Source organism: Candidatus Pelagibacter sp. HIMB1506 (assembly GCF_052047935.1).
Lineage (GTDB): Bacteria > Pseudomonadota > Alphaproteobacteria > Pelagibacterales > Pelagibacteraceae > Pelagibacter.
Genome location: NZ_JBNAIS010000001.1, coordinates 1,168,444 through 1,188,220, shown reverse-complemented (window position 1 = coordinate 1,188,220; position 19,777 = coordinate 1,168,444). Strand labels below are relative to the sequence as shown.

At 32.1% G+C, this 19,777-nt stretch carries 16 protein-coding genes; all 16 read left to right on the top strand.

Annotated elements, in window-relative coordinates:
• Positions 1–8 precede the first annotated feature (8 nt).
• Genes ACTTA8_RS06345 through lpdA form a run of 16 tightly spaced genes read left to right on the top strand, consistent with a single transcriptional unit; the run spans position 9 to position 19,769 of the window.
• Positions 9–1,772: an acyl-CoA dehydrogenase family protein gene (locus ACTTA8_RS06345; protein ID WP_440654976.1), complete on the top strand. Its 1,764-nt coding sequence runs from the start codon at positions 9–11 to the stop codon at positions 1,770–1,772.
• 2 nt (positions 1,773–1,774) lie between these two features.
• A complete protein-coding gene (locus ACTTA8_RS06340) occupies positions 1,775–3,391 on the top strand; it encodes an acyl-CoA synthetase (protein WP_440633088.1) in 1,617 nt (538 codons plus the stop codon).
• Between the two features lie 8 nt (positions 3,392–3,399).
• Positions 3,400–4,176, top strand: a complete 777-nt coding sequence (locus ACTTA8_RS06335) for an alpha/beta fold hydrolase (RefSeq protein WP_440654974.1) — start codon at positions 3,400–3,402, stop codon at positions 4,174–4,176.
• Entirely contained in the window at positions 4,173–5,282 is a 1,110-nt protein-coding gene (locus ACTTA8_RS06330; protein WP_440654972.1) for a dimethylsulfoniopropionate demethylase, read from the top strand. The genes ACTTA8_RS06335 and ACTTA8_RS06330 overlap by 4 nt, the downstream gene beginning before the upstream one ends.
• Positions 5,283–5,297: 15 nt before the next feature.
• On the top strand, positions 5,298–6,305 hold the full coding sequence (locus ACTTA8_RS06325) for an aspartate-semialdehyde dehydrogenase (RefSeq protein ID WP_440654971.1): 1,008 nt from the start codon (positions 5,298–5,300) through the stop codon (positions 6,303–6,305).
• A complete protein-coding gene (sdhC, locus tag ACTTA8_RS06320; RefSeq protein WP_440654970.1) occupies positions 6,295–6,678 on the top strand; it encodes a succinate dehydrogenase, cytochrome b556 subunit in 384 nt (127 codons plus the stop codon). The genes ACTTA8_RS06325 and sdhC overlap by 11 nt, the downstream gene beginning before the upstream one ends.
• Position 6,679: 1 nt before the next feature.
• Positions 6,680–7,006 (top strand): succinate dehydrogenase, hydrophobic membrane anchor protein, encoded by a 327-nt coding sequence (gene sdhD, locus ACTTA8_RS06315; protein ID WP_440635420.1) that lies wholly within the window; start codon positions 6,680–6,682, stop codon positions 7,004–7,006.
• Positions 7,006–8,781, top strand: a complete 1,776-nt coding sequence (gene sdhA / locus ACTTA8_RS06310; RefSeq protein WP_440613691.1) for a succinate dehydrogenase flavoprotein subunit — start codon at positions 7,006–7,008, stop codon at positions 8,779–8,781. The genes sdhD and sdhA overlap by 1 nt, the downstream gene beginning before the upstream one ends.
• Complete coding sequence (locus ACTTA8_RS06305) at positions 8,781–9,560, top strand: succinate dehydrogenase iron-sulfur subunit (RefSeq protein ID WP_262589896.1); 780 nt, start codon at positions 8,781–8,783, stop codon at positions 9,558–9,560. The genes sdhA and ACTTA8_RS06305 overlap by 1 nt, the downstream gene beginning before the upstream one ends.
• A 39-nt stretch (positions 9,561–9,599) precedes the next feature.
• The gene (locus ACTTA8_RS06300; protein ID WP_440654969.1) at positions 9,600–11,093 is read left to right on the top strand and encodes a CoA-acylating methylmalonate-semialdehyde dehydrogenase; all 1,494 of its coding nucleotides are present in this window, start codon (positions 9,600–9,602) and stop codon (positions 11,091–11,093) included.
• A 10-nt stretch (positions 11,094–11,103) separates the two neighbouring features.
• Complete coding sequence (gene mdh / locus ACTTA8_RS06295) at positions 11,104–12,066, top strand: malate dehydrogenase (protein WP_440654967.1); 963 nt, start codon at positions 11,104–11,106, stop codon at positions 12,064–12,066.
• Positions 12,067–12,068: 2 nt separating this feature from the next.
• Positions 12,069–13,229 carry an ADP-forming succinate--CoA ligase subunit beta gene (sucC, locus tag ACTTA8_RS06290; RefSeq protein WP_440654966.1) on the top strand — a complete coding sequence of 387 codons (1,161 nt, stop codon included), beginning with the start codon at positions 12,069–12,071 and terminating at the stop codon, positions 13,227–13,229.
• The gene (sucD, locus tag ACTTA8_RS06285; protein WP_440654964.1) at positions 13,230–14,105 is read left to right on the top strand and encodes a succinate--CoA ligase subunit alpha; all 876 of its coding nucleotides are present in this window, start codon (positions 13,230–13,232) and stop codon (positions 14,103–14,105) included.
• Positions 14,106–14,141: 36 nt separating this feature from the next.
• Positions 14,142–17,060: a 2-oxoglutarate dehydrogenase E1 component gene (locus tag ACTTA8_RS06280; RefSeq protein WP_440654963.1), complete on the top strand. Its 2,919-nt coding sequence runs from the start codon at positions 14,142–14,144 to the stop codon at positions 17,058–17,060.
• A 6-nt stretch (positions 17,061–17,066) separates the two neighbouring features.
• Positions 17,067–18,368, top strand: a complete 1,302-nt coding sequence (gene odhB / locus ACTTA8_RS06275; RefSeq protein WP_440654962.1) for a 2-oxoglutarate dehydrogenase complex dihydrolipoyllysine-residue succinyltransferase — start codon at positions 17,067–17,069, stop codon at positions 18,366–18,368.
• The gene (lpdA, locus tag ACTTA8_RS06270; protein ID WP_440654961.1) at positions 18,369–19,769 is read left to right on the top strand and encodes a dihydrolipoyl dehydrogenase; all 1,401 of its coding nucleotides are present in this window, start codon (positions 18,369–18,371) and stop codon (positions 19,767–19,769) included. It begins immediately after the preceding gene.
• Positions 19,770–19,777 lie beyond the last annotated feature (8 nt).

Here is a 19,777-nt window from a genome sequence, read left to right as displayed (position 1 = left end):
CTTTTCAAATGCCAAGTTATTCTGCACCCGTCAAAGATATGATGTTTCTCTATGAAAAATTAAGAGATAACAAAAATTATAATGATCTTGAAAGATATAATGAAGTCAGCTCAGATTTGGTTAAAGATATTTTAGAAGAAGCAGCTAAAATCAATCAAAATTTAATTTTACCACTTGCTAAAGTAGGTGATGAAAATCCGGCAGTTTTAGAAAATGGTGTAGTTAGAACACCACCAGGATACAAAGAAGCTTATCAGAAATATATTGAGGATGGATGGACTTCATTGTCATGCGATCCAAAATATGGTGGTCAAGGAATGCCAAAAACAGTGAGTGCTTTTTTTGACGAAATGCTGTCTTCAGCGAGTTTATCTTTTAAACTTTATAGTGAATTAAGTATTGGAGCATACAATTGTATTAATCATCACGCTACTGATGAAATAAAAGATAAATATTTACCTAAAATTGTAGAAGGTAAATGGAGTGGTACGATGTGCTTAACAGAACCTGTTTGTGGTACTGATTTAGGTTTACTTAAAACAAAAGCAGTTAGTCAATCTGATGGAACTTATAAAATAACTGGCCAAAAAATTTTTATCACATCAGGTGATCATGACTTAACAGAAAACATTGTTCATTTAGTCTTAGCAAGATCTACCGACTCTCCTTCTGGAACAAAAGGAATAAGTTTATTTTTAGTACCCAAGTTTTTAGTAAATCAAGATGGATCGGTTGGACAAAGAAATGGTATTTCAACAGGATCTATTGAAACAAAAATGGGAATTAAAGGTTCGGCAACTTGTGTCTTAAACTTTGATGATGCAACAGGATACATGATTGGTCCTAAGGACAAAGGTTTAAATGCAATGTTTACCATGATGAATCTTGAGAGAATTGTAGTCGGTATTCAGGGATTGGGTATTTCAGAAATTGCTTACCAAAATTCACTTGCTTATGCAAAAGAGAGAAAACAAGGAAAGACTAATAATTCTAAATCTACTAATGGTGCAGATTTCATTATTGACCATGCAGACATAAGAAGAACTTTATTAAATATGAAATCAATAATTGAGGGAGAAAGAGCCTTATGCTTTTGGTTGTCTCAACAAACTGAAGTTAGTCTTCATCATCCAGATGAAAAAATTAAACAGGAAGCTTCTGATTATGTTTCTTTGATGACACCTGTAGTTAAATCTTTATTTACTGATTTAGCTATGGAGATTACGAGTGATGCTATGCAGATTCATGGAGGATACGGTTATACTAAAGACCAAGGTATTGAGCAATTATATAGAGATAATAGAATCACACCGATATATGAAGGAACCAATTCAGTTCAAGCTGCTGATTTAGTATTTAGAAAATTAATAAACAGAAATGGTGATGTAATTTCTAAATTTTTAGAAATGATAAAATCTGAATGTGAAAACAAACATGAAAAGGTAAAATCATTTACAAAAGATCTTACATATTATCTTGATATTTTATCAAAGTTCACTGGTTGGATTGTAGATAAAAGTAAAATTGAAAAAGATGATGTTTCTGCAGCTGCAAATGATTATTTAAAAACACTTGGTTATATTTCGATTGCTTTTTCATGGATAAAAATCTTAGAAATCAGTTTTAAAGACTATGAAGAAAATAAAGAGTTTTATTCAGACAAAATTAATACAGCTACATTCTACTTTGAAAAAGTGTTACCAAGAGCAGAATATCATTATAAATCTGCAGTTTCAGGTAGCTCAAATATAATGAAATTTAAATTTAATTAATAATGAATCATTACGATATTAATCTGGATAGAAATAATGCAAATTATGTTCCATTAACACCACTAACATTTTTACAAAGAGCCAAAGATGTTTATCCTGATTATGAGGCTATAGTTTATGAGGATAGAAGCTATACTTGGAATGAAGTTTATAAAAGAGCAGTAAAATTTGCCAGTGCACTTTCTAAAATTGGCATTCAAAAAGGAGATACAGTATCTTTTTTAGCTTTTAATACTCCTGAAATTTTTGAAGCACATTACTCAGTTCCAATGACAGGAGCTGTTTTAAACACAATAAATATAAGATTAGATGCTAATACAATTAATTATATTTTAAATCACAGTGATGCGAAGGTATTGGTTGTAGATAGACAATTACATGTAGAAGTAAAAAAAGCTTTAAAAAATTTAAATAAAAAAATCACGGTTATAGATATTAACGACAAACATGCTGATCAATCGAAATTGGAAAAAATTGGAGATTTAGAATACGAAAGTTTTTTAAATACTGGAGATGAGAATTTTGATTGGAAAATGCCTGATGATGAATGGCAGGCAATATCTTTAAGTTATACTTCAGGTACAACTGGCAATCCCAAAGGTGTTGTTTATCATCATAGAGGTGCGTACTTAATGTCCACGGGAAGTACTGTTGCCTGGAATATGCCTAATCGTTTAAATTTTTTAACTGTTGTACCTATGTTTCATTGTAATGGCTGGTGCTATCCATGGACAGTTCCAATGTTAAATGGAAGAACAATTTGCTTAAGAAATATTGATGTTAAGAAAATTTTTGAGCTTATTGATAAATATGACATTACTCATTTTGGAGGAGCACCAATAGTTTTAAATATGATAACTGGAGCTCCCGAAAGTGATAAAAAAAAATTAAAGCATAAAGTTTACGTCTTAACTGCTGGAGCACCTCCGCCAAGTATTATTTTTAAAAAAATGAAATCTCTTGGATTTGAAGTTATGCATGTTTACGGTCTTACAGAAACATATGGTCATGTTACACAATGTGCGTGGAATGATGGATGGAATGATTTAGATGAGGATAAACAAAATGAGATTAAAGCAAGACAAGGAGTGAGGTATCCCAATACAGAAGGAGTAACAGTTTTAGATCCAGAGACGATGAAAGAAGTTCCTAAAGACGGAAAAACTATCGGAGAGATCATGATTAGAGGAAACGTAGTAATGAAAGGTTACTTTAAAGATAAAGAAGCTACCGATAAAGCAATGAAAGATGGATGGTTTCATAGTGGTGACTTGGCAGTTATGTTTCCTGATGGATATGTAAAAATCCAAGATAGATCGAAGGATATTATTATCTCAGGGGGAGAAAATATTTCATCAATAGAAATTGAAAATACATTATCTAAACATCCTTCAGTTTCAATAGCAGCGGTAGTTGCTAAACCAGACGAAAAATGGGGAGAAGTACCTTGTGCCTTCATCGAGATGGTTCAAGATAAGCCTGTTACTGAAAAAGAATTAATTGATTTCTGTAAAGAAACTTTGGCTGGATTTAAAGTTCCCAAAAAAGTTGTTTTTTGCGAACTACCTAAGACATCAACTGGAAAAATACAGAAGTTTGAACTGAGAAAAAAAGTTTAGGAATCTAATTGATATTTGAAATCGAAAATAAAAGTATTTTTGCTTCAGACAATGGCAAAGCTATAGATAAAAACAAAGATACCATTGTTTTTCTTCATGGAAGTGGCTTATCTCATATTGTTTGGTCATTAAGTGAGCAATTTTTTTCAAATAATAATTTCAATGTATTATCTATTGATTTACCAGGACATGGAAATTCTGAGGGGCCATGTTTAAAAACTATTGAGGAGATAGCAGAATGGTTAGAACTTGTATTTGATGCCCTAGAACTTCAAAATTTAATTTTAGTTGGTCATTCACAAGGATGTTTAGAAATACTTGAATATTCCCATAGATACAAAGATCGACTAAAAAAAATAGTCTTTTTAGGTGGATCTAATAAAATGCCTGTTCATCCCGATTTGATTGAGCTTGCAGAAAATGGAGATTCTGATGCAGTAAAGTTAATGATGAAGTGGGGATATGAGGGCTCAAAAAAATTTATAGGTGGAAATCCAGTTGAAAGAATTATTCAATCTCCAAAAGATATTAGTGAAATACTTGCTGTAGATCTTATAGCTTGTAATAATTACAAAAATGGTTCAACCGCAGCTGAATCTATCGAGGTTCCATCAATGTTTGTTTTTGGTTCTTTAGATAAAATGGTTAATTTAGAATCTGGAAAAAAATTCTCTCAATTGATTAAAAATTCAACTATTCATGTAATTGAAGGATGTGGGCATATGATTATGATTGAAAAAGCATTTGAAATGCGGGACAAGGTTTTAGATTTTTTAAATAAATGAAAAATTATTCAATAGCAAAATCTAGAAGACTTAGAAGTACACCTTATACTTCAAGAATAGAAAAACAAGGTGTAACAGCTTATACAATCTATAATCATATGTTGCTTCCAGCAGCCTTTGGATCTGTAGAAGACTCTTATCATCACTTAAAAAAACATGTTCAAATTTGGGATGTTGCAGCAGAAAGGCAAGTTGAAATTTCAGGAAAAGACTCAGCTAAATTAGTTCAATTAATGACTTGTAGAGATTTATCTAAATCTAAAGATGGTAGATGTTATTATTGTCCTATTATAGATGACCAAGGTGGATTAATTAATGATCCTGTAGTGCTGAGATTAAGTCAGGAGAAATGGTGGATATCCATTGCAGACTCTGATGTAATTTTATTTGCAAAAGGATTAGCAATTGGAAATAAATTTGATGTGAAAATCTTTGAACCAAATGTAGACATCATGGCTGTTCAAGGTCCAAAATCATTTAAGTTAATGGAAAAAGTATTTGGCGAAAAAATAACTAAATTGAAATTTTTTGGATTTGATTATTTTAATTTTGAAGGAGTTGACCATTTAATTGCACAATCAGGTTGGTCTAAGCAAGGTGGCTATGAAATTTATGTTCAAAATACTGAGTCCGGTCAAAAGTTATATGATCATTTATTTGAAGCTGGTAAAGAATTTAATGTTAAGCCTGGATGCCCTAATTTAATAGAGAGAATTGAAAGTGCTCTTCTATCATTTGGAAACGATATGGATAACAATGATAACCCGTTTGAGTGTGGTTTTGATAAGTATATTAACTTAGATAGTGATGCAAAGTTTTTGGGTAAGGAAAAATTAATCAAAATAAAAGAAGAAGGAATTACCAAAAAATTGATGGGTATAAAAATTGATATTAATGAAATCAGTGTAACAGGTTCTCTAGATTTGACAGATGAAAACAATAACCTAATTGGAGAATTAAGATCTGCTTGCTATTCACCTCACTTCAAAAAAGTAATTGGTATAGCTATGATGCAAAAAGGATACTGGAATCCTGAGCAAAATGTAAAAGTTGTTGTAAATGGACATAATTGCGCTGGAAAAGTTTGCGATTTACCTTTCATTTAGTATAACAACCCCATCATGAATATAGCTATAGTCGGAGCCACGGGTAATGTTGGAAGAAAAGTACTAGAAGTGCTTGAGAGGAAAAATTTGACTATTTCAGAAATTTTTTTAGTTGCATCTGCAAGAAGTGCTGGTTCAAAAATTAATTTTAAAGGTAAAGACATAGAAGTTGAAAATTTAGAGACTTTTGATTTTTCAAAAGCAAAAATTACTTTTTTTGCAGCGGGTGGAAAAATTTCAGAAGCTTATGCCTCAAAAGCAGCAAGTCACAGTATTGTAATAGATAATTCTAGTTTTTATAGAATGGACCCTGATGTTCCTTTAATTGTACCTCAAGTAAATGCGGATGACTTAAAAAATATAAAAAAAAATATTATTGCTAATCCTAATTGCTCAACTGCACAATTAGTCTTACCATTAAAACCAATCCATGATTTATTTAAAATAAAAAGAGTAGTTGTAGCTACATATCAATCAGTATCTGGTGGTGGGAAAGCACCAATGGATGAATTAGTAGAACAGACTAAGTTAGCACTAGAAAACAAAGCAATTGAATCAAAAAATTTTACAAAACAAATTTCATTTAATTTAATTCCACATATTGATGTATTTGCTGATGACGGATACACAAAAGAGGAATTAAAAATGACCAATGAGACTAAAAAAATTCTAGATCAAAATATTGAATTATCAGCAACTTGTGTAAGAGTACCAGTTTTAGTTTCTCATTCTGAAGCAGTAAATTTAGAATTAGAAAAAGAATTTACAATTGATCAAATTAAAGAATGTCTTGAGAAAATGGAAGGCTGTAAAGTTATTGATGAGAGACAAGATGGTGGATATTCAACACCACTTGAAGCGGCTGGAAAAGATGAGACATTCATTTCAAGAATTAGAGAAGATAAGACTAAAAAGAATTGCTTAAATATGTGGATTGTCTCAGACAATTTGCTTAGAGGTGCAGCTTTAAATGCAGTTGAAATTGCCGAAACATTAATAAAAAATAATTTTTATGGAAAGTAAAAGACCTCTTTCTCCTCATATACAAATTTATAGATGGCACATATCCTCACTAGTATCTATTTCTCATAGAATAACTGGAATAATAAATATCTTTGCAATAACTTTAGTTTGCGTCTGGGTTTCTTGGCTAATTTTAGGAGAACCAAAATATGATTTGATAAACTTATTTTTTAATTCATTTCTTGGAAAATTTGTTGCAATAGGTTTAACGTGGTCTTTTAGTTTTCAGATACTTAGTGAAATCCGACATATAATAATGGATATGGGTTATGGCTATGAACTGAAGACTACTCGTCTAACAGGTTTGATGGTGATCTTTGGTTCATTGATTTTAACTATTTTATTTTACTTAATTGGAAAAAACTTTTTTTAATATGAATTTAGCTACAAAAAAATGGGTGTTTTTAAAATTATCATCTATAATTTTAGTCCCTTTAATGTTTTGGTTTATAATTAATTTCATATCAGTTTATGATGGAGATTATTCTGAAGTAGTTAGTTTTTTTTCAAACAAAACAAATAAGTTTTTATTTAGTATATTTTTAATTTTTGCTTATTTTTTTTCTGCCCTAAGTATTAGTGAGGTTTTTGAGGACTATATTTCTAATGAAAAAACCAAATATGTCGCAAACAGACTTCTCTATATTTCTGCTATAATCATTCCATTATTAACAATAATAATTTTACTTAATCTAAAATAATGAGCGCCTATAATATTATAGATCATGAATATGATGTAGTTGTTTTAGGAGCTGGTGGATCTGGCTTGAGAGCCGCTGTTGGATTAAGCGAAGCTGGATTGAAAACAGCTTGTATTTCAAAAGTATTTCCAACTAGAAGCCATACATCTGCTGCACAAGGAGGTATCTCAGCTGCACTTGGTAACATGGGAGAAGATGACTGGAGATGGCATATGTATGATACGGTTAAAGGTGCAGATTGGTTAGGTGATCAAGATAGCATTGAGTATTTATGCAAAGAAGCTCCAAAAGCTGTTTTAGAATTAGAAAAATATGGAGTTCCATTTAGCAGAACTGAAGAGGGAAAAATATATCAAAGACCTTTTGGTGGAATGACAAAAAATTATGGAAATGGAATTGTACAAAGAACATGTGCTGCTGCGGATAGAACTGGTCATGCAATTCTTCATACGCTTTATGGACAAGCCTTAAAACATAACACTGAGTTTTTTATAGAATATTTTGCATTAGATCTTTTAATGAAAGATGGAGCGTGCAAGGGATTAATTGCATGGAATTTAAATGATGGAACAATCCATAGATTTAGAGCACATACTGTAATTATAGCTACAGGTGGATATGGGAAAGTCTATTATTCAGCTACATCTGCGCATACTTGCACTGGAGATGGAAATGCAATGGTATTAAGAGCTGGATTGCCTCTTCAAGATATGGAGTTTGTTCAATTTCATCCAACAGGAATTTATGGTCATGGTACGTTAATAACAGAAGGTGCTAGAGGTGAGGGTGGTTATCTAACTAACTCTAAGGGCGAAAGATTTATGGAAAGATATGCTCCAAATGCAAAAGATTTAGCATCAAGAGATGTTGTTAGCAGATCAATGTCTATTGAAATAAATGAAGGAAGAGGAGTTGGAAAAGATCAAGATCATGTTCATTTAAACTTAAGTCATTTAGATAAAGATATTATTGAAAGTAGACTTCCAGGAATTACTGATGCTGCAAGATTATTTGCAAATGTAGATGTAACTAAAGAGCCTATACCGGTTGTACCAACAGTTCATTATAATATGGGAGGAATTCCAACAAATTATAAAGCAGAAGTTTTAACTGTTAATGGTTCAGAAAAAACTGTTCCAGGGCTGATGGCTATAGGAGAAGCAGCATGTGTATCTGTTCATGGTGCGAATAGACTTGGCTCTAATTCATTAATTGATTTAGTAGTGTTCGGAAGAGCAGCAGCAAAAAGAGCAGCAGAATTAGTTAAACCCGGAACTCCTCATGAAGAGTTACCTGAGTCTGAGACACAAAAATGTTTAGATAGATTTGATAAGTTAAGAAATGCAGATGGAAATAATAGTACCGCAGAACTTAGACTTTCAATGCAAAAAACAATGCAATCTAAATGTGCAGTATTTAGAACAGAAAAAAATTTAAAAGAAGGCGTTGATGATATTAGAAAAACTTATGATGGAATGGACTCTATTTCTGTTAAAGATAGATCTTTAGTATTTAATACTGATTTAGTTGAAACTTTAGAATTTGATAATTTAATTAGACAAGCAGTAACAACAGTAGAATCTGCATATCACAGAAAAGAAAGCAGAGGAGCTCATGCAAGAGATGATTATCCAAAAAGAGATGATGATAAATTTATGCAACATACTCTTGCTTGGTGTGATGGAAAAAATACAAAAATTAGTTATAGACCAGTCCACAAATCAACTTTGACTAATGAAGTTCAATATTTTCCACCACAAGAGCGGGTATACTAATGGTACAATTGAATTTACCAAAAAATTCTGAAGTCAAAAAAGGTAAATATTTTAAAGATAAAACAGGCTCTAAAAATCTTAGAAGAGTAAATGTTTATAGATGGGACCCTTCTACTGAAGAAAATCCAAGAATTGATACTTATGAAGTTGATATGGATAATTGTCCTTCAAAAGTTTTAGATATTTTAAATAAAATTAAAAACGAAATTGACCCAACACTAGCTTATAGAAGATCTTGTGCTCATGGAGTTTGTGGTTCTTGTGCTATGAACATGGGTGGCAAAAATGGTTTAGCGTGCACAACTCCGCATTCGGAAATTGATGGAGATATAGACATATATCCACTACCGCACTTGAAAGTTAAAAGAGATTTAATTGGAGATTTGGATGGTTTGTATAAACAGTATCAATCTATTGAACCTTGGTTAAAAAATAATTCAAAAAAAGAAACAACAGAAATTTATCAATCTCAAGAAGATAGAGCAAAACTTGATGGCGCTTATGAATGTATTATGTGTGCATGTTGTTCAACATCTTGCCCAAGTTATTGGTGGAATGGAGATAAATACTTGGGTCCAGCAGTCCTTCTACAAGCTTACAGATGGATCGTTGATAGTAGAGATGAAGAAAGAAAAGCAAGATTAAAAAAAGTTGCTGATGAATTAAAACTTTACAGATGTCATACTATTTTAAATTGTACAAATGCTTGTCCCAAAGGCCTAAATCCAGCAAAAGCAATTGCAGAAATTAAAAAAATGTTAGCTACGGCCAATGTTTAAATAGACTATTAAGTTTTTTTGATTTAAAAGACCGTATTCATGAAATTAATAGAGCACTTCGTTAATGGAAAAATAATTCCAGGTTCATCTGATAGAAAAGGAAAAGTATTTAATCCTGCAACAGGAGAACAAGAATCTGAGGTTAGACTTGCAAGTAAATCTGATTTAGATCAAGCTGTAGAAGCAGCCAAAAAAGCATTTGAAACTTGGTCTGCAAAACCTCCTTTACAAAGAGCAAGGATAATATTTAAATTTAAAGAATTAATAGAAAAAAACTCTGATGAGTTAACAAAGCTAATAGTATTAGAACATGGAAAAGTTTTTGAGGATGCTAGAGGATCTTTAACAAGAGGGCTTGAGGTAGTTGAGTTTGCTTGTGGAATTCCTCATTTGTTAAAAGGTGAATATTCAGAAAATGTTGGAACAAATGTTGACAGTTGGTCAATGAGACAACCTCTGGGGGTGGTAGCTGGAATTACTCCATTTAATTTTCCAGCAATGGTACCAATGTGGATGTTTCCAATAGCAATTGCTTGTGGAAATACATTTATATTAAAACCTTCTGAAAAAGATCCTTCATGTCCACTTAGATTAGCAGAGTTACTTAGTGAAGCTGGATTGCCTGAGGGAGTATTTAACGTAGTTAATGGTGATAAAGAAGCTGTTGATGCAATTTTAGAAAATAAAGATATTAAAGCTGTAAGCTTTGTCGGATCCACTCCAATTGCAAAATATATCTACGAAAATTCAGCTAAAAATGAAAAAAGAGTACAAGCACTTGGAGGTGCAAAAAATCACTTAGTAGTCATGCCAGATTGTGATTTGGATGGTGCAGTAAATGGATTGATGGGTGCAGCTTACGGATCTGCAGGTGAGAGATGTATGGCTCAATCTGTTGCTGTTGCTGTTGGAGATATTGGTGATGAACTAGTTTCAAGACTTTCAAAAAAAGCAGAGGCCTTAAAAGTAGGACCTGGTATGGATAAAACTTCAGAGATGGGACCTCTGGTTACAAAAGAACATTTAGAAAAAGTAAAAAGTTATGTTGATTTAGGAGTTGAAGAAGGTGCTAAATTAGTTGTCGATGGAAGAAACTTAAAACTCCAAGGTTATGAAAACGGATTTTATATAGGTGGTTGTTTATTTGATCACGTTAATAAAGACATGAGAATTTATAAAGAAGAAATTTTTGGTCCAGTTCTATCTGTAGTTAGAGTTAAAACTTTTGAAGAGGCTGCAAAACTAATCAATGATCATGAATACGGAAACGGAGTAAGTATTTATACTAGAGATGGTGATGCAGGCAGAACATTTGCTAGTAAAATTCAAGTAGGAATGGTTGGTATCAATGTTCCAATTCCAGTTCCTATGGCCTTTCATAGTTTTGGTGGTTGGAAAAGATCATTATTTGGAGATAGTGGCATGCATGGCATGGAAGGAATAAAATTTTATACTAAACTTAAAACTGTAACATCACGATGGCCTTCAGGTGTGCGTACAAACGCAGAATTTGTAATGCCAACAATGAAATAAGAGGAAATAAATGAAAAAAATATCTTTAATTGGCGCAGGCCAAATAGGTGGAACATTAGCACATTTAATCGGAATAAAGGAGCTTGTTGATGAAGTTGTTTTATTTGACGTTGCAAGTGGAATAGCTAAAGGAAAGGCTTTAGATATAGCTCAATCATCATCAGTTGATGGATTTAATGTAAAATTATCAGGTACAGACGATTATAAAGATATTAAAGATTCTAATGTTATTATAATTACAGCAGGAGTTCCTAGAAAGCCAGGAATGAGTAGAGATGACCTTCTTGGTATAAATTTAAAAATTATTAAACAGGTAGCTCAAGGAGTAAAAGAAAACGCTCCGAACGCCTTCGTAATTTGTATCACCAACCCTTTAGACGTAATGGTTATGGCGTTTCAAAAGTTTTCAGGTTTGCCTGCAAATAAAGTTGTCGGCATGGCAGGAATTTTAGATAGCTCAAGATTTAAACTATTTTTATCATTAGAGTTTGGTGTGCCTGTGAGAGAGATTGAAGCAATGGTTATGGGTGGTCATGGAGATACTATGGTTCCAATGCCAAGATTTACAAAAGTATCTGGCAAACCTTTATTGGATCTTGTGAAAGAGGGAAAGATTTCTCAAGAGAGAGTTGAAGAAATTAATCAAAGAACTAGAGACGGTGGAGCAGAAATTGTTAAGTATTTAGAAAAAGGTTCTGCTTTTTATGCACCTGCAGCATCGGGAGTTCAAATGGCTGAATCATATTTAAAAGATGAAAAAAAATTATTACCTTGCGCAGTACAGTTAAATGGTGAATACGGAGTAGAAAATGTTTATGCTGGAGTACCAGTTGTAATTGGTAAAGATGGAGTTGAGAAAATTGAAGTAGTGGATTTAGATGAAAAAGAAAATAAAGAGTTTATGCACTCTATTGATGCTGTAAAAGCTCTTTGGGAAGCTGCCTCTAAAATAGTTCCAGATCTTTCAAAATAATAATGAATATTCACGAGCACCAAGCGAAAGAAATTTTAAAGAAATATGGAGCAATAGTTCCAGCAGGATTTTTTTCAACAAATGTTGATGACTTGATTGAAAAAGCAAAAAATTTAAAAACTGAAAAGTATGTTTTAAAGGCTCAAATTCATGCTGGTGGTAGAGGTAAAGCTGGAGGAGTTAAAATTCTTAATACACTTGAGGAATTAAAAAATTCAGCAAATGAGTTGCTTGGAAAAACACTTGTAACTCATCAAACTGGACCAGAAGGAAGAGAAGTTAAGCGATTATATGTTGAAGAATCCTCTAATATAGAAAAAGAATTCTATTTATCATGTTTAGTTGATAGAGCGAGCTCAAAGATCGCATTTATTTCAAGTGACCAAGGTGGAATGGATATTGAAGAAGTAGCAAGCTCAAATCTAGAAAAAATTATTACAACTAAAGTTGATATAGCTGAAGAAATATCAGATGCAGATTGTGAGTCAGTAATTAAAATTTTTGATTTAAACAGTGATGCAAAAGATCAAGCAATTTTACTAATCAAATCGATTTATAAAATGTTTATTAGTACAGATGCTAATATGGTTGAGGTAAATCCTTTAATTTTAACAAAAGAGGGAAAGATTGTTTGTTTAGATGCGAAAGTTAATTTCGACTCTAATGCATTATTTAGACACCCTGAAATTTTAGAATTAAGAGATCTAAATGAAGAAGATCCTACGGAGATTGAAGCTAGCAAACATGATTTAGCTTATATCAAGTTAGATGGAAGTATTGGATGTATGGTTAATGGTGCAGGTCTAGCAATGGCAACTATGGATATAATCAAATTATATGGTAAAGAGCCAGCTAATTTCTTAGATGTAGGAGGTGGAGCCTCAAAAGAAAAAGTTTCTGCAGCATTTAAAATTATTCTTTCAGATAAAAATGTGAAGGGAATTTTGATAAATATTTTTGGGGGAATAATGAGATGTGATGTGCTTGCACAAGGAGTAGTGGACGCTGCAAAAGAAATTAATATTAGTGTACCTTTAGTAGTTCGACTTGCAGGGACAAATTTTAAAGAAGGAAAAGAAATTTTAGATAATTCAGGTTTAAAATTAATTTCAGCAGAGAACTTAGATGATGCTGCTAAGAAAATTGTTGAGGCTATTAAATAAATGTCAGTTTTAGTTAATAAAGAAACTAAAGTAATTTGTCAGGGTTTTACAGGTGCACATGGAACTTTCCATTCAGAGCAAGCAATAAAATATGGAACAAATTTAGTAGGAGGTGTTACTCCTAAAAAAGGAGGTCAAAAGCATTTAGACAGACCTGTATTTAATTCTGTAGCTGAAGCTAAAGATGCAGTTGGGGCAGATGCCACTATGATTTATGTGCCTGCAAAATTTGCTGCCGCAGCAATTATAGAAGCTATCGATGCATCTGTTGAATTAATTGTTTGCATTACTGAAGGTATCCCAATTCAAGATATGCTTAAGGTTAGAAAAAAATTAGATGAGTCTAATAGCAGACTTATAGGTCCAAATTGTCCAGGAATTATAACTCCAGATGAATGTAAAATTGGAATTATGCCTGGTAATATTCATAAAAGAGGTTCAGTTGGAATTGTATCTAGATCTGGAACTTTAACCTACGAAGCGGTTGCTCAAACAACTGAAAATGGATTAGGGCAATCAACATGTATCGGAATTGGAGGAGATCCTATAAATGGTACAAATTTTATAGATTGTTTAGATTTGTTTTTAAATGATGAAGAGACACAATCAATTTTAATGATTGGAGAGATAGGAGGTTCTGCTGAAGAGGAAGCTGCAGAATTTTTGAAAAACCATAAGATTAAAAAACCAACAGTTGGATTTATAGCTGGAATTACCGCGCCACCAGGGAGAAGAATGGGGCATGCAGGTGCAATTATTTCTGGAGGTAAAGGTGGTGCAGAGGATAAAATAAAAAAAATGGAAGAATGTGGAATTACAGTCGCAAAATCACCATCAATAATTGGTAAAACTTTATTTGATAAACTGTCTAATTGAAAAATATTTTTTAGAGGGATATATTAAATAAATAAGATGTCATCATCAAAAAATCTCGATTTCGAAAAAAATTCATTTTTACATAAATCAAATAGTGCATTCATTGAGCAAATGTACTTAAAATTTATTAACAAAGATAAAGATCTCCCTGAAAGTTGGTTAAATTATTTTGAAGGAATCGGTGATGAAATAAAAGTAATTGCTAATGAAATAAATGGACCGTCATGGGGACCAGAAAAGACCAAAATAAATATTGATGAGCTTCAAAAGAAAATAGATGAAAATGAAATTACTAATTTAAATAATGAAAAAATAGATACTTCAGAAAAATTTAATTTTCAATTACTTGCAGATTCTAACAAAGATTCAATAAGTGCAGTTGCGTTAATCAGAGCTTACAGATTAAGGGGGCATTTGTTAGCTGATCTTGATCCTTTGGGAATGAGAGAGTCTGAATATTTAGATGAACTTCATCCAGAGTTTTATGGTTTTAAGAAAGAAAACTATGAAAGAAAAATTTTCTTAAACGGCGTGATAAATAAAAAGTATGCCAATATTAAAGAAATTTTAAAATTTATGAAAAAAACCTATTGTGGAAAAATAGGTTATGAGTTTATGCACATTTCTAATCCTGATGAAAGAAAATGGTTTAGAGATAGAATTGAGCAAGATGATAAAGCTCTTCAGTTTACTAAAAATGGTAAGGAAGCAATTCTAAATAAATTAGTTCAAGCAGAAGGTTTTGAAAAATTTTTAGCAACTAAGTATGTTGGTACAAAAAGATTTGGATTAGATGGAGGAGAAAGTTTAATTCCTGCACTTGAGCAAATAATTAAAATTGGTGGTCAACAACAAATTAAAGAGGTTAAAATTGGAATGTCTCATAGAGGCAGACTAAATGTTTTGGCTAACGTTTTACAAAAATCTTATAAAAGAATATTTAATGAATTTGCTGGTGAATATAGTGATGACTCTGAGGATAGTGCTGGAGATGTAAAATATCATCTTGGTGCATCTTCTGACAGACAATTTGATGGAAATTCTGTTCATGTTAGTTTGACAGATAATCCATCTCACCTTGAAGCAGTAAATCCTGTCGTTTTAGGACAAACTAGAGCAAAACAATTTTTTCATAAAGACAAAGAGAGAAACAAAGTTATCCCAATACTAATTCATGGTGATGCTGCATTTGCTGGTCAGGGTGTGGTAGCAGAATGTTTTGCTATGTCAGGTCTACCAGGACATAACACTGGTGGTACTATTCATATAATTGTAAATAATCAAATTGGTTTTACAACGAGTCCTCGATTTGCAAGATCGTCACCTTATCCTTCTGATGTTGCAAAAATGGTTGAGGCTCCAATTTTACATGTTAATGGAGACGATCCAGAGGCAGTTGTTTATGCTACCAGAATAGCTACAGAATTCAGATTAAAATTTAATAGAGACGTTGTAGTAGATTTAATTTGTTACAGAAGGTTTGGTCATAATGAGGGAGATGAGCCATCGTTTACTCAGCCATTGATGTATCAAAAAATTAAATCTCACCCAAGTGTATATAAAATTTATGGGAATAAACTGGTTAATGAAAAATCAATTACTCAAGAATTATTAAATCAAAATGTTAAATCATTTAAAGATTTATTAGATGATCAATATAAAAGTGCAAAAGACTACAAGCCTAAAATAGAATGGTTTGAGGGTACATGGTCAAGATATAAACCTGAGAAAGGAAAAGATAAAAGAGGAATATCAGGTTTTGATGAGGAGAAATTAAAAATAATTTCAAAAAAAATAAATACAGTACCATCAGAAAAAAATATTCATAAAACTATTAGTAAAATATTAAATACGAGAAGAGACTCGATTGAAAAAGGAGTGGGAATTGATTGGTCTTCAGCAGAAGCTCTTGCGTTTGGATCTTTGTTAGTTGAAGGATATCCAGTTCGTTTAGTTGGACAAGACTCTGGTAGAGGAACTTTTAGTCAAAGACATTCTGTACTAAGAAATCAAATTGATAATTCGAGATATATTCCATTAAATAATATTGTCAAAGGTCAAAAACAATTTGAAGTAGTAGATAGTTTTTTATCTGAACTTGCAGTTTTAGGTTTCGAATATGGTTACAGTTTAGTTGAACCAAACACTCTAACAATTTGGGAAGCTCAATTTGGAGATTTTGCAAATGGAGCTCAAGTTGTGATTGATCAGTTTATAGCATCAGGTGAGAGAAAATGGAATAGAGCATCAGGCCTTGTAATGTTGTTACCTCATGGATACGAAGGTCAAGGTCCTGAACATTCATCTGCTAGATTAGAAAGGTTTTTACAGTTATGTTCAAACGACAATATGCAAGTTATGAATTGTACAACTCCAGCCAATTATTATCATGCATTAAGACGTCAAATGCATAGAGATTTTAGAAAACCACTAATTATAATGACTCCAAAGTCATTACTCAGAAATAAATACTGCGTTTCTAACTTAGAGGATTTTAACAAACAAAATACTTTCCATAGAGTTTTGTGGGATCATGCGATCGATCCAAAATCAAATGGTTTTATTAAACTTAAAGAAAGCTCTGAGATTAAAAAAGTTATTTTGTGCTCAGGCAAAGTTTACTTTGACTTACTTGACGCTAGAGAAAAATTAAAAAGAGATGATGTAATTATGTTTAGAATAGAACAACTTTATCCTTTCCCAGCAAAAGCTTTAGTAAACGAACTTAAACCTTATGCCAAAAATGCTAAATTCTTTTGGTGTCAAGAAGAGCCAAAGAATATGGGAGCATGGTTTTCAGTGAGAGATTATATTCAATGGACATTAGATACTTTAAAGGCTAAATATAATGAAATTTCTTATATAGGAAGAAGCCCTGATGCAACTCCAGCAACTGGATATGCAAAGAGGCATAATTCTCAGCAACAAGAAATAATTAATAAGGTGTTTGATTAAATTATAATGAGTGAAAAAATAGTAGTTCCAGTACTTGGTGAGAGTATTACAGAAGCAACGGTTGCAAAATGGTTAAAAAAAACTGGAGATGCAGTTGAAGCTGATGAACCAATTGTAGAACTTGAAACTGACAAAGTTAATTTAGAAGTCCCATCACCAATAACTGGTGTTTTAACAGAAATTAATTCACAAGATGGCTCCACAGTGGAAGTTGGAGCTTTATTAGGTTCTGTTTCAGAAAATGGTTCAGCAAAAGTGATACCAACTGAAAAAAAAGAGGAACCCAAACAAGTTGAAGAAGCTCCTCCTGAAAACAATGTAATAAAATTAGATACAAATAAAAAAGAACCAGAAATTTTTGAAGATAAAAAAACAGAAATTCAAAAACCTAAGCCCTTAGTTTTGACTGAGGAAGTAGCACCAAAACCAGTGCCAGTAATAGATAATAAAAATGATACTTTGTCTCCTGCTGTCAGAAAAATTGTTACTGAAAATAATATTGATGTTAATTCAGTTCAAGGTTCAGGAAAAAATGGTCAGGTTTTAAAAGGAGATTTAATTGGTCTAATGGGAGCAAATCCAAAACCATCAGAGAGAAAAATTCAATATGGTCAAGAAGAACGAATTAAAATGACCAGACTAAGACAGACAATTGCTAAGAGATTAAAACAAGCTCAAGAAAATGCTGCATTACTTACAACTTTTAATGAAGTTGACATGACAAATATAATGGAAATGAGAAAAGAAAATCAACAAGACTTTCAAAGTAGATATGGAATTAAATTAGGCTTCATGTCATTCTTTGTTAAAGCATGTGTAGTGGCCTTGAAACATTTCCCTGCTGTTAATGCTGAAATTGATGGCGATGAAATTATATATAAAAACTATTATAATATTAGTTTTGCTGTAGGTACGGATAAAGGTTTAGTTGTTCCAGTTTTAAGAAATGCAGATGAGCTTTCATTTGCAGATATTGAAAAAAATATCAAAGATATTTCTGAAAAAGCTAGAGATGGAAAATTAACAATTGAAGATTTACAAGGAGGAACATTTACTATCAGTAATGGTGGTGTATATGGGTCAATGTTATCAACTCCAATTCTAAACTTACCTCAATCAGGTGTTCTAGGTATGCACAACATTGTAGAGCGCCCTGTGGTAGTAGAAGGTGAAATAAAAATAAGACCCATCATGTATTTAGCTCTTTCTTATGATCACAGAATTATTGATGGCAAAGAATCTGTTTCTTTCTTAAAAATGATTAAAGAAAATCTAGAAGATCCTAGAAGATTATTTTTGGATATTTAAATGTCAGAAAAATTTCAAGCTGTAGTTATTGGAGGAGGGCCTGGTGGTTATGTTTGTGCAATTAGGCTTGCACAATTAGGTTTGAAAACAGCATGCATAGAGTCTAGAGGTTCACTAGGTGGAACTTGCTTAAATGTTGGCTGTATACCATCAAAAAGTTTATTAAATCTCTCTGAAGAATTTCATAAAGTAAAAAATTTATCCAATAAGGGTATCGAGATAGGTGAGGTGAAACTTAATCTTGAAAAGATGATGAAAAGTAAAGATAAAGCTGTAACAATATTGACCAAAGGTGTTGAATTTCTTTTAAAAAAAAACAAAGTTACTTATTTTAAGGGTCACGGAAGCTTTAAATCAAAAAATCAAATCTTAATTAAAGATGATAACAATAATGAGACAATTATTGAATCAGAAAAAACAGTAATAGCAACCGGATCTGTACCAGTTTCATTACCTGGAATTGATATTGATGAAAAAGTAATTGTTTCCTCTACAGGGGCCTTAAAATTAGAAAAAGTACCAAATAAAATGGTCGTGGTTGGAGGTGGCTACATTGGTTTAGAGATGGGTTCAGTTTGGTCAAGATTAGGTTCGGAAGTTCAGGTTGTAGAATTCTTAGATCATATTACACCTGGAATGGATAAAGAAATTTCGTCTGAGTTTATGAAAATTTTAAAAAAACAAGGTATTAAATTTAATATGCAAAACAAAGTTGAAACAATTCAGAAAAATAACAACGGAGCAGTTGTTTCAACAGTAGATAAAGATGGCAATAAAAATAATTTTGAATGTGATGTGGTATTAATTTCTGTTGGAAGAAAACCAAATACGGATGGACTAAATTTAGATGCAGTAGGAATTGATTTAGATGAAAGAAAAAGAATAAAAACTGACAAAACTTTTAAAACAAATGTCGAAAATATTTTTGCTATTGGCGATGTAATAGTAGGACCAATGCTTGCTCATAAAGCTGAAGATGAAGGAATTGCAGTTGCGGAAAATATTGCAGGACAATCTGGACATGTTAATTATGATACAATACCTGGTGTTGTGTATACTACTCCAGAAGTTGCATCTATAGGAAAAACAGAAGAACAATTAAAAGAACTTAATCAAAAGTATAAAGTTGGTAAATTTTCATTTATGGCAAATTCTAGAGCTAAAGCAATTGATGATGCTGAGGGATTTGTAAAAATATTAGCAGATGAGCAAACAGACAAAGTATTAGGAGCTCATATTATAGGCCCTCATGCAGGAGAGTTAATCGCTGAAATAGGTGTAGCTATGGAATTTGGTGCAAGTTCAGAAGATATAGCAAGAACATGTCATGCGCACCCAACTTTTTCAGAAGCAGTTAAAGAAGCTGCATTATCAGTAGATAAAAGAGCAATACACTCTTAATTTTTTTT

What these genes read in the sequence shown, in the direction of transcription:
- lpdA (WP_440654961.1), top strand. Translation starts at nt 18,369, where the DNA reads ATGTCAGAAAAATTTCAAGCTGTAGTTATTGGAGGAGGGCCTGGTGGT.
- odhB (WP_440654962.1), top strand. Translation starts at nt 17,067, where the DNA reads ATGAGTGAAAAAATAGTAGTTCCAGTACTTGGTGAGAGTATTACAGAA.
- ACTTA8_RS06300 (WP_440654969.1), top strand. Translation starts at nt 9,600, where the DNA reads ATGAAATTAATAGAGCACTTCGTTAATGGAAAAATAATTCCAGGTTCA.
- sdhD (WP_440635420.1), top strand. Translation starts at nt 6,680, where the DNA reads ATGAATTTAGCTACAAAAAAATGGGTGTTTTTAAAATTATCATCTATA.
- sdhC (WP_440654970.1), top strand. Translation starts at nt 6,295, where the DNA reads ATGGAAAGTAAAAGACCTCTTTCTCCTCATATACAAATTTATAGATGG.
- ACTTA8_RS06340 (WP_440633088.1), top strand. Translation starts at nt 1,775, where the DNA reads ATGAATCATTACGATATTAATCTGGATAGAAATAATGCAAATTATGTT.
- ACTTA8_RS06345 (WP_440654976.1), top strand. Translation starts at nt 9, where the DNA reads ATGCCAAGTTATTCTGCACCCGTCAAAGATATGATGTTTCTCTATGAA.
- ACTTA8_RS06325 (WP_440654971.1), top strand. Translation starts at nt 5,298, where the DNA reads ATGAATATAGCTATAGTCGGAGCCACGGGTAATGTTGGAAGAAAAGTA.
- ACTTA8_RS06305 (WP_262589896.1), top strand. Translation starts at nt 8,781, where the DNA reads ATGGTACAATTGAATTTACCAAAAAATTCTGAAGTCAAAAAAGGTAAA.
- sucC (WP_440654966.1), top strand. Translation starts at nt 12,069, where the DNA reads ATGAATATTCACGAGCACCAAGCGAAAGAAATTTTAAAGAAATATGGA.
- ACTTA8_RS06330 (WP_440654972.1), top strand. Translation starts at nt 4,173, where the DNA reads ATGAAAAATTATTCAATAGCAAAATCTAGAAGACTTAGAAGTACACCT.
- sdhA (WP_440613691.1), top strand. Translation starts at nt 7,006, where the DNA reads ATGAGCGCCTATAATATTATAGATCATGAATATGATGTAGTTGTTTTA.
- mdh (WP_440654967.1), top strand. Translation starts at nt 11,104, where the DNA reads ATGAAAAAAATATCTTTAATTGGCGCAGGCCAAATAGGTGGAACATTA.
- sucD (WP_440654964.1), top strand. Translation starts at nt 13,230, where the DNA reads ATGTCAGTTTTAGTTAATAAAGAAACTAAAGTAATTTGTCAGGGTTTT.
- ACTTA8_RS06280 (WP_440654963.1), top strand. Translation starts at nt 14,142, where the DNA reads ATGTCATCATCAAAAAATCTCGATTTCGAAAAAAATTCATTTTTACAT.